A 13,879-nucleotide genomic window follows, 5' to 3' on the forward strand; every position below is an offset into this window, starting at 1 on the left:
CAAATCTTATCTCCCCCTCCAGCGAGAGGGAGATAAAGCATTACTGTCAGGTGGCGCTACGGTGACCCGACTTAACGGTCCGTAGCGCTGCCTGGCTTGCTTTTAATTATTCGACAGAGACGTTTTCGAAGTGATGTTTGCCTAATGGATCAACCATATAGCCTTTCACTTCTTTACGCACTGGTTCATACACGGTGGAGTGAGCAACAATCAGAGCCGGGGCCTGATCGTGCATAACAACCTGAGCTTGCTTGTACAGTTCAATACGTTTGTTGTGATCGTCGGTCGCACGCGCCGGCTGGATCAGATCTTCAAACGGCTTGTAGCACCAGCGAGAGTAGTTGGAACCGTCTTTCGCTGCCGCACAGCTGAACAGGGTGGCGAAGAAGTTGTCCGGATCCCCGTTGTCACCGGTCCAACCCATCATCACCGCCTGATGCTCACCCGCTTTGGCGCGTTTCAGATATTCGCCCCACTCGTAGGTCACAATCTTGGCCTGAACGCCAATTTTCGCCCAGTCAGCCTGAACCATTTCCGCCATACGGCGGGCGTTCGGGTTGTAAGGACGCTGTACCGGCATGGCCCACAGCTCAACGGTGAAGCCTTTATCCTGACCCGCTTCCTTCAGCAGCGCTTTAGCCTTTTCAGGATCGTAGGTGTAGTCTTTAACGTCGTCGTTATAGCCCCACATGGTCGGTGGGATCAGGTTTTTCGCGGCAACGCCAGCGCCCTGATATACCGCTTTAATGATGGCTTCTTTGTTCACCGCGTAGGTCAGCGCCTGACGGACTTTCACGTCATCAAACGGTTTCTTCTCGGTGTTGAAAGAGAGGTAGCCAACGTTCAGACCGGCCTGCTCCATCAGGTTAATGTTTTTATCCTGCTTCATGCGCGCGATATCTGCCGGGTTCGGGTACGGCATCACCTGGCACTCGTTCTTCTGCAGTTTGGCGTAACGCACGGAAGCGTCAGGCGTAATGGAGAAGACCAGACGGTCAATCTGTGGCTTGGTGCCCCAGTAACCTTCGAATGCTTTATACAGAATACGGGAGTCTTTCTGGTACTGCTGCAGCTGGAACGGACCGGTCCCAATTGGGTTCAGATCCACTTTCTCCGGGGAGCCGGCTTTCAGCATGTTGTCTGCATATTCTTTGGAAAGAATAGAAGCGAAGTCCATCGCCAGATCAGCCAGGAAAGGCGCTTCCGGGCGAGTCAGCACGAACTGAACGGTTTTATCGTCCACTTTTTTCACTTCGGAGATCAGATCTGGCAGACCCATCCCTTCGAAGTATTCATAGCTACCGCCAGAGACTTTGTGGTAAGGGTTCTGGGCATTTTTCTGACGATCGAAAGAGAACACCACGTCATCGGCGTTTAAATCGCGCGTCGGTTTGAAATCTTTGTTGTCCTGCCACTTCACGCCCTGGCGCAGGTGGAAGGTATAGGTTTTACCGTCTTCGCTGATTTCCCACTTCTCAGCAAGGCCCGGGATCACTTCAGTTGTACCGGTTTTGAACTCGACCAGGCGGTTATAGATCGGTACGGAGCTGGCATCATAGGTCGTGCCAGAGGTGAAAAGCTGTGGGTTAAAGCCTTCAGGAGATCCTTCTGAACAATAAACCAGAGTTTTAGCCTGTACGCTTGCGGCGCAGGTCATAGCCACCAGGCTCAGACCAAGCTTCAGCATCCCTGACTTCTTCAAGGAAATACTCATTCTTCTGCTCCAAATGTGATGTTTGTTGTTTTACCCTTTGCAGTGGGTTTGCACCGCCTGGCCTTTTTTGTTTTTTACCCGGCCGGGTCGGCGTTAAGAGGATAGGGATTCCGTTCACATAAGCGACTGAGTTGCAGTGCGGATTCTCCATGAAATGCCCCTCATGCCCTACAATCTGTCAACAGAATGTGAAAACGTCAATACAGGTAACCGTGATTTACACCAACGGTGAGAATTCGCAAACAAAGATTAAAAAAAGTGCAGAAGGACATTTTCAGCAGGGAAATTTGTGCTACGCGCACTATGCCAGAATAAACATCTTAATATTTCGCAACATTTGGTGATTAACATTTATGCAAATTATTAAAACTTTCTAAATTAATGCTGCATATCTGAGCGATTAATGCCATGAACGCTAAAGCGCACAGCGGAAAATGCCAGGTTCAGCCATAAGTAGCGCAAAAAAAGTTTCAAGCAAATATAAAAAAAGGCAATGGAATATGTCACAGAATCGTTAACAGTCAGTGGGAAGTGGTGCACAATTTTTACAGATAAAAGGAAGGTCAATTTTGGTCGGTGAGAGAGGATTACTCGCCACTGACGTGGCTCGCCCTACGGGCCGTTGCTAACGCAACGTTCTCTCGCTGCGCTCGAGTCGAACCTCTTACCCCCGGAGGTTCTCATCCTCGTGGGTTTCAAATGCAAAAAACCCTGCTCGTTGAGCAGGGTTTTGAATTTGGTCGGTGATAGAGGATTCGAACCTCCGACCCCTTCGTCCCGAACGAAGTGCGCTACCAGGCTGCGCCAATCACCGAATGCGGGGCGCATCTTACTGCTCAGCCGCGCCCCCGTCAATCCCTTAGTATCAAAATGCCATTTGATCGGCGAGAAAGTCAGCAGCCCAATTACTGAGCCGTAACCTTCTTCGCGTCCGGGATACGGCACCAGTTGTTATTCTCGTTAATACCGCCATTTGGCGAGGTATAACCGAGGCAACCCAAAATAGTGTCGTACAGTTCCACATGACGACGCGGCACCTTCATATCCGCTTCTTGCTTCAGGTGTGCAAACGCCTTCGCATGGTCTGGGTCTTCCAGATATTTGTCTGACATCCACACCAGCATTGGAACGCGGAACTGCTCTGGCGGAGCCATTTTACGCGGCGTACCGTGCAGGTGCTCACGCTCGTTAATCGACTCACCGTGATCGGCGGCGTAGAACACTATCGCTTTCTTATCCCGCAGTTGATCAAACACTTTGGTAATAAAGTGATCAACATAGGTTACCGAGTTATCAAAAGAGTTAATCATCTCGGCTTTCGAGCAACCGCTATCCACATTGACACACTCCGGCTTCCACTGCGCATATTCGCGGGTGTAGCGCTGCGTGTAGTTAAAATGCGAACCTTTGGTATGCAGAATAATCAGACGTTTGCCATCATCATCCGTCGGTTGCAGAGACTGCTGCATTTCGGTAATCAACAGCATATCGTCAACGTTCTTGCCACGGTTACGCGGCTCTGCGCCAATCTGCTCTCGGTAAGCGATGTTCTCCGCCATGGTATTGCTGTAGAACCACATCTCGCTTTGCATCGCGTAGAGGTCTGTCTTGAACCCTAACTGACCGAGCACGGAAAAGACGTTTTGTTCTTTCAGGGTACGCTGCGGGTTTTCTTCCGCCCCACCTTCACGCACAAACATACAGCGCAGCGAAAGTTTGGTCGCCGTGTCACAGGAATATCCACGGAACGCGGCCAGGTTTTTCTCCTGGGCGAGCCTTGGCGTGGTATTTCGCTCATAGCCAAAAATCCCCATATGGTCCCAGCGGGTGGTTTCGCCGATAATAAAGACCACATAGGTGTCGTCGAGGTTCTTAGGCTCAACATAGGTAAATTTCTTCGCCGGGTTCATCAGCGATTTGTTGTCTGAGGATTCATCCACCTGTGCCCAGGCGTACAGACCCAGCGCAGAGAGCCAGTTTGACGGCAAGTAAGAGTTTGCCACAACCCCGCCATAGCTGGGTAAATCGATACCTGTTTCTCGCTCTACGCTTCTCTGTTGCATGCTCAGCAGGCGAATCGGCGCCCATACCATCAGGCCGGCCAGTAAAACTACCGCTACGCTACGCCACCTCATGCCCGGCGTACGAATTTGTCTCATCAACGTGTAGCGGCAGCGGTTACTCCAAATCAGCACCAAGGGAATAATACTGACCGAAACCAGCCACACGATGAAATGCCAGCCGACGACTTCTTTCGATAAATCAATATCCGTGGTCATTACGGAGGCGATAATACCGTAACCAATTACCACGTTCAGGAAGGTCATATAATAACTGGCGCCGGCAGAACACAGCACCAAACAGGTTGCCAGGACACGCCAGGCGCGGCGGCCAAACAAAGAGAGAAGGCGTAGTAAAAAGAAGGTCACCAGCACAGTGCCGGCCAATTCAACAACCGCGGAGAGTCCTTTCCAGACGGTAAAATCGTGCGCATATCCGCTAAAGCGACGGAAAAATACAGCACAGTTCATAAACAAACCGATATAGATTGCCAGCAAGAAACTGAGTTTCTGCTGCGTCATCGACTTAATGTATCTCATGCAAACAAACCCTGGAAATCGGGATAAAAAACCCTGAGCAGCGATCAATCAGACCTGACAGAGGAAAAATGCGACAACAGCAGAGGTGAAATGTCTACGGGCGCGGGTAAGTAGACCACAGGAGGGAGCAAAAGTGCTTATAGAGAATGAAAATGGCGCATAAATTTTTGTAAATATATGCGCCAAGTATTAATCATACTACTAATAGATTTAGGCGTGCGCCTCGGTATAGACGCTACGTTGTGGCTGACGAATAGTGGTAGAAAGCGCCAGCGAAATGATTAACAGCGCAAAGATAACGCAGAAGGTCACATAGAACCCGCCAAACAGCGAGGCGATAATGGAACCGCAAATGCTACCGATACCGAAGCCCAGGTAAATAACACCGTAGTTTTTAGCCAGGTTATTCAGACCGAAGAACTCGCTGACCAGTGACGGGAATACGGTGATGGTGCCGCCAAAGTTAAATGCGACACAGGCAATTGCCATAAAGAAGGTTACGTCATTCAGCGGCGCGAACAACAGTGCAGCCATACCGACCAGCGAAACGACCTGACCAATGGTGATCACGCGAATACGGGAGATTTTATCGGACAGAATCCCCAGCACCAGACGACCCGACAGGTTCGCGATAGAAATGACGGTAACCGCATTCGCCGCCGTCGCCACATCCATATGCGCCAGGCTTTGTGCGATATCTTTCGCCACGCCAATGACGTACAGACCGCTCATACACGCCGTCAGGAACATGACTGCCAGCATCCAGTACTGCGGTTTGCGCATGGACTGCGCCAGGGTGTAGTCGTTCTCAACCACGCCATTCTTCGCTTTCACTTCCTGATTCGGCGCATCTTTCATCAGCGTGGAGCCAAAGACGATCATCACCAGTACGATCGCGCCCCAAATCATGAAGGTTTTTTCCAGGCCCACGGTGCTCAGCAGTTGGCTGTCGATAAATTTAAAACCGAGGCTGCCAAGGCCATAAGAACCGATGGCAAAGGCGGAAATCAGCCCTTTACGCTCAGGGAACCATTTTACGCAGTTGGAAAGCGTTAACAGGTAACCTGCGCCATCCGCCAGACCAACCAGCACACCAGCGCTCAGCCACAGCATAATCAGGCTGTTGGAATGGGCGGTTAAGAAGAAACCGACGCCGAGTAAAATACCGGAGGCCATGGTGACGCGTTTCACGCCAAAACGTTCCTGCAGCTTGCCGGCAACGGAAGAGGAAATCGCCAGCCCGAGGCTCAGCAGGCCAAAAGAAAATGCCACCTGACTGACCGGCGCATCGAGCTTAGAAGAGAGCGCGCCATTAAACAGGCTCCAGGTATAAACAGAACCTAAAGCAAATTGGGTAATAATCGTGCCGATCAGTGTTAGCCAGCGTGTGCGCTGATAATCAGAAGTTTTCATGGCAGTATTCCTGCATAAGCAAAATGGGAAATTCTCTGCCAACAACCATACCGAAGCGCTTTTATGGCCAGGAGAAAACGGCATGAAATGCCACCAGGACGGAATGAAATGCCTGGAATGCGGAATGAATGACGAGACAAAAAGTCGGGTTACTGAATTTTATCGTAAGAGTTAGTACACGCTATCGCTGAGGGGCGTGTGATTGCTGTTCTCAATATGTAACGGAGATGTTTAGCTGATGATTTTTTGCGTTAAAATTTGGCACTCACTCCCATGGTGTACATATAGTCGCTGTTATTGGCGCTATTTTCCGCCTGCGAAAGCGCCGCGTAAGCCGCCATGTGCCGGTTCAACAGCATATCTGCGCCAACGGTAACATCCAGCCAGTTACCGTCTTGACCCGCCGCCGTCATGCGACTGAGGCCCGACTGCGCTTTCCAGATATTCTCGCCAAACTGCTGGTTATAGCTGATTTGCGCCCACGGTCGCACATCACCGAACTGAGAATTGACTCGCCAGCCTAACGTGCTGACGCTGGCATGCCACAGCGGATCGTTCTGCGTTACCGACGTCACGCTATCGCCAAATTCGTTGTAAGTAGACGTGGTCGAACCGTCATAATGCAGCGCGGCCACCGGACCGGTCATCACCTGCCTTGAAAGCGGAAAGTTCCAGCCCATACTCATGCCGTTGGTCGCATCCATAGGCGTTTCATCCGCCAGATTCACCACGGGACCCGCCACGTTTTGAGTGGAGCGAATACGTTCTTCCAGAATGTCGTTATAACGTGGTTGGTGATCGCTGTCCCATGTATAACGTTCAGCCGTATGCCCTGACATCGCATCAACGATATATTCTTGTTGCCAGCCATATGCTGTATTGATGAACAGCGCACAAACTACGACGCTCGCCAGAGTTAACCTTTGGCGACCACTACTGTTTCTTATAATCATCAACGCGACTCCAGAAAAGAGCCGAATTCGGCGATATTATTGTCATTGTGTGAAGGATATCGGGCCCATCAGGCCCTGTATTAAATATTGTCTTTTTAGCTGGCGCGTCAAGGCGGGCCGAATGAAATTTTTACGCCAGTAAAAACAGCGAGGAAGAATATGCAGCGTTGCGGATGGGTCAGCCAGGACCCACTTTACATTGCCTACCACGACAAGGAATGGGGCGTCCCCGAAACAGATGGCAACAAGCTGTTCGAAATGATCTGTCTGGAAGGCCAACAGGCCGGTTTATCATGGATCACCGTGCTAAAGAAACGAGAAAATTATCGCCACGCCTTCCACTATTTTGACCCGGAAAAAGTGGCGGCCATGACCGAAGAAGATGTGGAAAGACTGGTACTGGATGCCGGCATTATTCGCCATCGAGGAAAAATTCAGGCCATTATCGGCAACGCTCGCGCCTTTCTGACCATGGCGCAAAACGGAGAATCGTTTAGCGAGTTCGTCTGGTCGTTTGTTGATAACCAACCGCAACTGACCCGCGCCGCCAACCTGAGCGATATCCCCACCTCTACACCGGCGTCAGATGCACTGTCTAAAGCGTTAAAAAAACGCGGATTTAAGTTTGTCGGCACCACCATTTGTTACTCCTTTATGCAGGCATGCGGCCTGGTCAACGACCATGTCACCACCTGTATCTGTTACCCGGGAGAACAACATGATTCGTGAATCAAAGGCTGACGATCTACCGTCAATTCTGGCGCTGTGGATGGAAAGCACGATCCATGCCCATCCGTTTATCGAAGAACGCTACTGGCGCGAAAGTGAATCCATCGTGCGGGATGTTTACCTGCCAGCCGCACAAACCTGGGTATGGGAAGAAGAAGGGGTGCTCAAAGGCTTTGCCAGCGTCATTGATGACCGCTTTCTCGGCGCGCTGTTCGTCGCGCCTGCCGCCATCAGAAGCGGGATCGGCAAAGCGCTGGTGCAGCATGTACAGCAGCGCTTTTCGTTACTCAGCCTCGAGGTCTACCAGAAGAATCAATCAGCGGTGAACTTCTACCATGCGCTGGGTTTTCGCATTGAAGATGGCGCATGGCAGGAAGAGACTCACCATCCCACGTGGATTATGGGCTGGCAGGCGGATCAAACGCCGTAAGCGTCAACGTTGGTCCGCTGTATTTTTCGAGCCACGCCAGCGCAGTGTTGCCCGCACAGCCATTCCCCAGCTTCGAGCTGGGGAGATCTTTGGTCAGCACGTTGACGGCGCCATTTTTACAAATACCGTTGGCGGCGAGGTCCAAATCAGGCCAGGCGCCCTCATGAATACAGATGACACCAGGTTTAATTCCCGTCGTCACGACTGCTCCCGCCAGAACGTGCCCACGCTGGTTCCACACCCTGACCGTGTCGCCATCCGCAATACCGCGCGCTTTGGCATCCTGCGGATGAATCGTGACGGGCTCACGATCCGCTACCGCATACTGTTCGCGCAACGCGCTGTAATTTAGCTGACTGTGCAAACGGTGCGCCGGATGGGCGGAAAGCAGCTGTAACTGGCCCGGCTCGGCGTTACCGAACCACTCATCCGGCTCCAGCCACATCGGATGCCCCGCACAGTCCGCGTAACCGTAACCGGCAATCCTCGCGGAGTAGATTTCAATTTTACCGCTGTCCGTTTTCAGCGGATGCGCCTGTGGGTTGCGGCGAAAATCCGCGAAACGGATAAACTCCGCGCTGGCGGCGTTTTCCGGCATTTCGATCAGCGCATTCCGCTGCCAAAACTCGGTGAATGGCGGCAACGTTACCTGCTGGCTAGCCCCACGCTGCCCGGCAATGTTGTAAAAAGTCTCCAGCCATTCCAGCTCGCTTTTGCCTTCGGTAAATCGCTCATATCCGCCCTTCTCCCAGCGTTCACTCAGCTCGGCAAAGACATCAAAATCATTTCGCGCTTCATCCTGCGGCGATACAACCTGCTTCATCGGCACCAGATGCTGGTTGCTGTAATCGCCAGTCATGGTCAAATCATTACGCTCAAAAGACGTCGTCGCCGGCAGCACGATATCGGCATGCTTCGCTGCGGCTGTCCAGAAACACTCTGAGATAACCACCAGCTCCGGTTTTTGCCAGGCGCGAATCAGACGGTTGGTGTCCTGATGATGGGTGAAGTTGGCGCCGCCTGCCCACCACAGCATACGGATGTCCGGGAAATGGCGGTCCATACCGTTGTGCTGATAAAAACCACCCGGGTTCTCCAGCGCTTCAACAATTCGCGCCACCGGGATTTTATCCACCGCGTCGGTGCCGTTTTTAACGCTGCCCTGCATTGAAGCCAGCACCGCAGCACGGCGCGTTGGGTTGCCGCCGTTGGCAAAATGATACGACAGCCCAAAGCCGCCGCCAGGCGTCCCGATTTGCCCGAGCATGGCGGCCAGCGTGACAATCATCCAGTGTTTCTGCTCGCCATACTGCTGGCGTTGCATACCCCATCCCGCCATCAGCATGGTGGTATTTTGGTGAAATATCGCCGCAAGTTCACGTATTTTCGCCGCCGGAACACCACAAATTTCAGCGGCCCATTCTGCCGTTTTTGCAACATCGTCAGATTTGCCCAGCAGATAGTCGGCAAAACGGTCATATCCGGTCGTACACCGAGTGAGAAAGTCCGCGTCGTGCCAGCCGTTTTCCACCAGCGTATGCGCGATACCCAGCATCAGCGCCACGTCGGTCCCCATATGCGGAGCGATCCATTCCATCTTCTCGCCAAAGAAATCGACGCTTTCCGATCGCATCGGATCGATACAGATCAACCGCTTCCCGCTGCCACGCAGTGCCTCAAAGTAAGCGAGGCCCTGCTCGTCGGAGGCGTTCCAGGCAATTTTCAGGGTATTCAGCGGATTGGCACTCCATAACACCACCACTTCACTGTTCTCCAGCACCACCGGCCAACTGGTCTGCTGCTGGTAAACTTCGTTACCGCCCACCACGTACGGCATGATGGCCTGCGCAGCGCCCGTCGAGTAATCCCCCAGATGCCCGGTATAACCACCCGCCAGCGCCATATAACGCTGTAACAGGGTTGCGGCTTTGTGTAACACGCCGTTGGAACGCCAGCCGTAGGAACCGGCAAAAATCGAGGCCGGCCCGTAGCTGTCACGGATGCGTTTATGCTGCGTATGGATAAGATTCAGCGCGTCGTCCCAACTGACACGAACAAATTCATCTTGCCCGCGCACCCCCTGCGGATTCTCCGGCGAGGCGAGAAAGCCTTTACGCACCATGGGAAAACGTACCCGCGTTTTACTGTGTACCTGGTCGCGCACCACGGTTTGCAAAGAGTTGGGATGGGCGGTGGGCAGCGCGCCGCGAGAGGAGAAAACCGTCTCGCCATCGGTTTCGACGAGAATAGGTCCCCAGTGGGCGGCGGTTAACACCGAGTAATGTGCGGGTGAATTAGCCAAGATGGCGCTCCTGAATGCGATGTGACGGCTTATTTATTATGCCGTTCAATGTTACTTACAAATTTCAGAGTGTTCCCTGGAATTTTCTTCATGTTCACACGTCATAATCAACCGCCACGGTCGCTGTGGCAAAGAAGAAAAAGTCATTAAGGAATTAAGATGAAGAAACGTGTTTTTGTTATTGCTGCCATCGTGAGCGGCGCCCTGGCGGTTTCTGGCTGCACAACAAACCCTTACACCGGCGAACGCGAAGCGGGTAAATCCGGCATTGGCGCGGGTATTGGCTCTCTGGTCGGCGCGGGTATTGGCGCACTCTCTTCTTCGAAGAAAGATCGCGGCAAAGGCGCGCTGATTGGTGCGGCGGCTGGCGCGGCCGTTGGCGGCGGTGTCGGCTATTACATGGACGTGCAGGAAGCAAAACTGCGCGACAAAATGCAAGGGACGGGCGTCAGCGTGACGCGCAGTGGCGATAACATCATCCTGAATATGCCAAATAACGTCACCTTCGACAGCAACAGCAGCAACCTGAAACCTGCGGGTGCCAACACCCTGACCGGCGTGGCAATGGTACTGAAAGAGTACAATAAAACCGCCGTCAACGTGCTCGGCTTCACCGACAGCACCGGCAGTCAGGATCTGAATATGCGCCTGTCGCAACAGCGCGCGGACTCCGTGGCCAGCGCCTTAATCACTCAAGGCGTTGCCGCTAACCGTATCCGCACTCAGGGTATGGGCCCGGCAAACCCGATCGCCAGCAACAGCACGGCGGAAGGTAAAGCGCAAAACCGCCGCGTAGAGATCACCTTAAGCCCGCTCCAGTAACGTTTTGTGCCGGATAATGGCAGCGTCTTATCCGGCATGAAGCACTTGCCATCGTTGATTTTCGCGTTAAGGTGTTGTCACCAAATTTAGGGAAATCAGCGATGAGCAAATCAACACGGGCAACCATCAGCGATGTGGCGAAAGCCGCAAAAACCGGCAAGACCAGCATTTCACGCTATCTCAACGGTGAAAAGCACCTGCTTTCCGACGCGCTACTGGCCCGCATTGAACAAGCCATTGCCGATCTCGACTACCGTCCCAGCCTGATGGCAAGAGGCCTGAAACACGGTCGTACCCGTCTGATTGGTCTGATCATCGCCGATATTACTAATCCCTACTCCGTCAACGTGTTAAGCGGGATTGAAGCCGCCTGTCGCGATAAGGGCTTTACCCCGCTGGTGTGTAACACCAACAACGAAGTGGATCAGGAGCTGCATTATCTCGACCTGCTGCGCAGCTACCAGGTCGAAGGGATTGTGGTCAACGCCGTTGGAATGCGCGAAGAGGGGCTGAACCGCCTGCAACAGTCTGCGCTACCGATGGTACTGATTGACCGTAAAATCCCCGATTTTGCCTGTGATATGGTCGGGCTGGATAACACCCAGGCGGCAACGGTTGCCACTGAACATCTGGTCGAGCAAGGTTTTGAAGCCATCCTGTTCCTCAGCGAACCGCTGGGCATGGTGAATACCCGCCGTGAACGCCTGAGCGCTTTTCGCGCCACGCTCGCACAGTACCCCGGCGTTATCGCGCAAAATGCCGAAGTCCCGCTAACGGACAATACGCAACTGGATGACACGCTGCGCCAGTTTCACCAGCAGCATCGGGGGATGCGCAAAGCCGTTATCTCTGCCAACGGCGCTCTCACGCTGCAGGTTGCCCGCGCCCTGAAGCGCATTGGCCTTAACTGGGGCAGCGATATCGGCCTGCTCGGTTTTGACGAACTGGAATGGGCGGAGCTGGCGGGCGTCGGTATCACCACGTTGAAACAACCCACATGGCAGATTGGCTACACCGCCGTTGAGCAGGTTGTACGCCGAATTGATGGCGGCTCTGCTGCCATTCAGGAACAGGTATTCTCCGGCGAGCTGATCGTGCGCGGCTCAACCGCCCGTTAAATTTCCTTCGTGATGGTGATCATAAATTCGACATCATGAGCTTTTCTTTGGAACCGGTTCCATCTAGCGTTATAACAAGAATGCTAGTCTGGAGTTTCCATGAAAAGAAAAATTATGGTGGTTACCGCCGCCTACGGCTACGACCAGGTGCGGGCAGCAGGCGGGCAAACGGCAATGTTGCCCATCATTGCCGAAGCCGGTGCTGACGGCGTCGAAATCCGCCGCGAGTTATTAACCGACGCCGAGCTGAAAACGCTGTCCACAATGGCCTCTGCAATCGAACTCTTCGGCCTGCTGGCCTGTTATTCAGCGCCTGAACCGTTATTCCTTGAGGATGGGAACCTGAATCCCCGACTTCCGCAGCTCCTCGAAGAAGCGCAGGCCCTACAGGCGCTGTGGTTAAAAGTCTCTCTCGGTCATTTTTCCCATACCGAACAGTTCGACGATTTACGTGAATGGCTGGACAACAGCGGCATGGAGCTGGTTGTGGAAAACGATCAGACCGCCTGCGGACGCCTGCAGCCGATGCAACGTTTTAATGAAGCCTGTCAGACGCAAAACCTGCCGATATCTCTGACTTTCGATATGGGCAACTGGCTGTGGGTTGGCGACTCCCCGGAACAGGCCGCGCAGAACCTGGCGCCAACCGTCGGATATATCCATGTCAAAGCCGCAGTTACGCATCGCGATAGCTACCGTGCCGTACCGCCTGATGAAGCAGATTCACGCTGGCTGGCGCTGTTAAAAACGCTGCCCAACGATGTTCCGCGCGGTATTGAGTTCCCCCTGGAAGGGCAGGATTTGACGGCGGTTACCCGCCACTACGTCGAGCTGTTACGCGAGGAGTAACACATGAAAAATTCACTGGATGCGGTCACTATTGGTGAAGCGATGGCGATGTTTGTCGCCACGCAAACCGGCGAACTCACGGATGTAGAGCAGTTTATCAAGCGCGTTGCAGGCGCTGAACTCAACGTGGCGACCGGTCTTGCTCGTCTGGGCCTGAAGGTCGGCTGGGTGAGCCGCGTAGGCAACGACAGTTTTGGTCGTTTTATCGTTAAGTCGCTGGAAAAAGAAGGGATAGATGCGCAGGGAGTTACCCAGGACGGGCGTTACGCTACCGGCTTTCAGTTGAAATCTAAGGTCGAAAATGGAACCGATCCCATTGTGGAGTATTTCCGCAAAGGGTCCGCCGCCAGCCACCTCAGCGTTGAGGATTATCACGAGGACTATTTCGCCAGCGCGCGCCACTTGCACCTGAGCGGCGTGGCGGCAGCGCTTTCTGCCAGCTCCTATGAACTACTGGCGCACACCGCCCGCACACTGAAAGCCCAGGGGAAGACCATCTCGTTCGACCCAAATTTGCGTCCGGTACTGTGGAAAAGCGAAGCCGAAATGGTGGAAAAACTGAACCGGCTGGCATTCCAGGCTGACTGGGTTTTACCTGGATTAAAAGAGGGGATGATTTTAACCGGCCAACAGACGCCTGAAGCCATCGCCGACTTTTATCTGCGTCACGGAGTGAAGGCCGTGATCATCAAAACCGGGGCTGATGGCGCCTGGTACAAAACAGCCAGCGGTGAACAAGGTTGCGTTGCACCGGTAAAAGTCGACAACGTGGTCGATACGGTCGGCGCAGGCGATGGCTTTGCCGTGGGCGTTATCAGCGCCCTGCTGGAAGGCCGTTCGCTGCATCAGGCGGTGACCCGCGGCAATAAAATCGGCGCACTGGCCATTCAGGTTCAGGGCGACAGCGAAGGATTACCCACACGTGAACAATTAGGGGAATAAACTCCCG

At 53.4% G+C, this 13,879-nt stretch carries 12 protein-coding genes, 1 tRNA gene and 1 other RNA gene; 6 read left to right on the forward strand and 8 right to left on the reverse strand.

Going from position 1 to position 13,879, the window contains the following annotated elements; genetic code table 11:
* Positions 1–106: 106 nt before the first annotated feature.
* From dppA to HV334_RS23505, 7 genes are all read right to left on the reverse strand, one after another.
* A complete protein-coding gene (dppA, locus tag HV334_RS23475; protein ID WP_181220966.1) occupies positions 107–1,714 on the reverse strand; it encodes a dipeptide ABC transporter periplasmic-binding protein DppA in 1,608 nt (535 codons plus the stop codon).
* A complete protein-coding gene (locus tag HV334_RS23480; RefSeq protein WP_137398959.1) occupies positions 1,629–1,865 on the reverse strand; it encodes a hypothetical protein in 237 nt (78 codons plus the stop codon). The genes dppA and HV334_RS23480 overlap by 86 nt, the downstream gene beginning before the upstream one ends.
* A 419-nt stretch (positions 1,866–2,284) precedes the next feature.
* Positions 2,285–2,418, reverse strand: a non-coding RNA gene (locus HV334_RS23485) — RtT sRNA.
* A 33-nt stretch (positions 2,419–2,451) separates the two neighbouring features.
* Positions 2,452–2,528 (reverse strand) — tRNA-Pro (locus HV334_RS23490).
* A gap of 91 nt (positions 2,529–2,619) precedes the next feature.
* Positions 2,620–4,314, reverse strand: a complete 1,695-nt coding sequence (gene eptB / locus HV334_RS23495) for a kdo(2)-lipid A phosphoethanolamine 7''-transferase (RefSeq protein WP_016157716.1) — start codon at positions 4,312–4,314, stop codon at positions 2,620–2,622.
* A gap of 210 nt (positions 4,315–4,524) precedes the next feature.
* On the reverse strand, positions 4,525–5,727 hold the full coding sequence (locus HV334_RS23500; RefSeq protein WP_016154906.1) for an MFS transporter: 1,203 nt from the start codon (positions 5,725–5,727) through the stop codon (positions 4,525–4,527).
* Between the two features lie 251 nt (positions 5,728–5,978).
* On the reverse strand, positions 5,979–6,680 hold the full coding sequence (locus tag HV334_RS23505; protein WP_181220967.1) for an autotransporter outer membrane beta-barrel domain-containing protein: 702 nt from the start codon (positions 6,678–6,680) through the stop codon (positions 5,979–5,981).
* Positions 6,681–6,839: 159 nt separating this feature from the next.
* Between HV334_RS23505 and tag the strand changes: the two genes are divergently transcribed.
* Both tag and HV334_RS23515 read left to right on the forward strand, forming a co-directional pair.
* Positions 6,840–7,409, forward strand: a complete 570-nt coding sequence (gene tag / locus HV334_RS23510) for a DNA-3-methyladenine glycosylase I (protein ID WP_047501346.1) — start codon at positions 6,840–6,842, stop codon at positions 7,407–7,409.
* Entirely contained in the window at positions 7,399–7,839 is a 441-nt protein-coding gene (locus tag HV334_RS23515; RefSeq protein WP_016157718.1) for an N-acetyltransferase, read from the forward strand. The genes tag and HV334_RS23515 overlap by 11 nt, the downstream gene beginning before the upstream one ends.
* Here HV334_RS23515 and HV334_RS23520 read toward each other — a convergent pair.
* A complete protein-coding gene (locus HV334_RS23520) occupies positions 7,808–10,141 on the reverse strand; it encodes a molybdopterin guanine dinucleotide-containing S/N-oxide reductase (RefSeq protein ID WP_181220968.1) in 2,334 nt (777 codons plus the stop codon). The two genes, HV334_RS23515 and HV334_RS23520, sit on opposite strands and share 32 nt — an antisense overlap.
* A 159-nt stretch (positions 10,142–10,300) precedes the next feature.
* Here HV334_RS23520 and HV334_RS23525 point away from each other — a divergent pair, with 159 nt between their 5' ends.
* The 4 genes from HV334_RS23525 (at position 10,301) to HV334_RS23540 (ending at position 13,872) form a co-directional block, all read left to right on the forward strand.
* Positions 10,301–10,963, forward strand: coding sequence for an OmpA family lipoprotein (locus HV334_RS23525; protein ID WP_016157720.1), 663 nt, complete (start codon positions 10,301–10,303; stop codon positions 10,961–10,963).
* Positions 10,964–11,064: 101 nt separating this feature from the next.
* Positions 11,065–12,081, forward strand: a complete 1,017-nt coding sequence (locus HV334_RS23530; protein WP_005133828.1) for a LacI family DNA-binding transcriptional regulator — start codon at positions 11,065–11,067, stop codon at positions 12,079–12,081.
* A 99-nt stretch (positions 12,082–12,180) separates the two neighbouring features.
* Positions 12,181–12,930, forward strand: a complete 750-nt coding sequence (locus HV334_RS23535) for a hypothetical protein (protein ID WP_016154912.1) — start codon at positions 12,181–12,183, stop codon at positions 12,928–12,930.
* A 3-nt stretch (positions 12,931–12,933) separates the two neighbouring features.
* On the forward strand, positions 12,934–13,872 hold the full coding sequence (locus tag HV334_RS23540; protein WP_046275780.1) for a sugar kinase: 939 nt from the start codon (positions 12,934–12,936) through the stop codon (positions 13,870–13,872).
* Positions 13,873–13,879 lie beyond the last annotated feature (7 nt).

It is taken from the genome of Citrobacter sp. RHBSTW-00944 (assembly GCF_013615435.1).
GTDB lineage: Bacteria > Pseudomonadota > Gammaproteobacteria > Enterobacterales > Enterobacteriaceae > Citrobacter > Citrobacter braakii.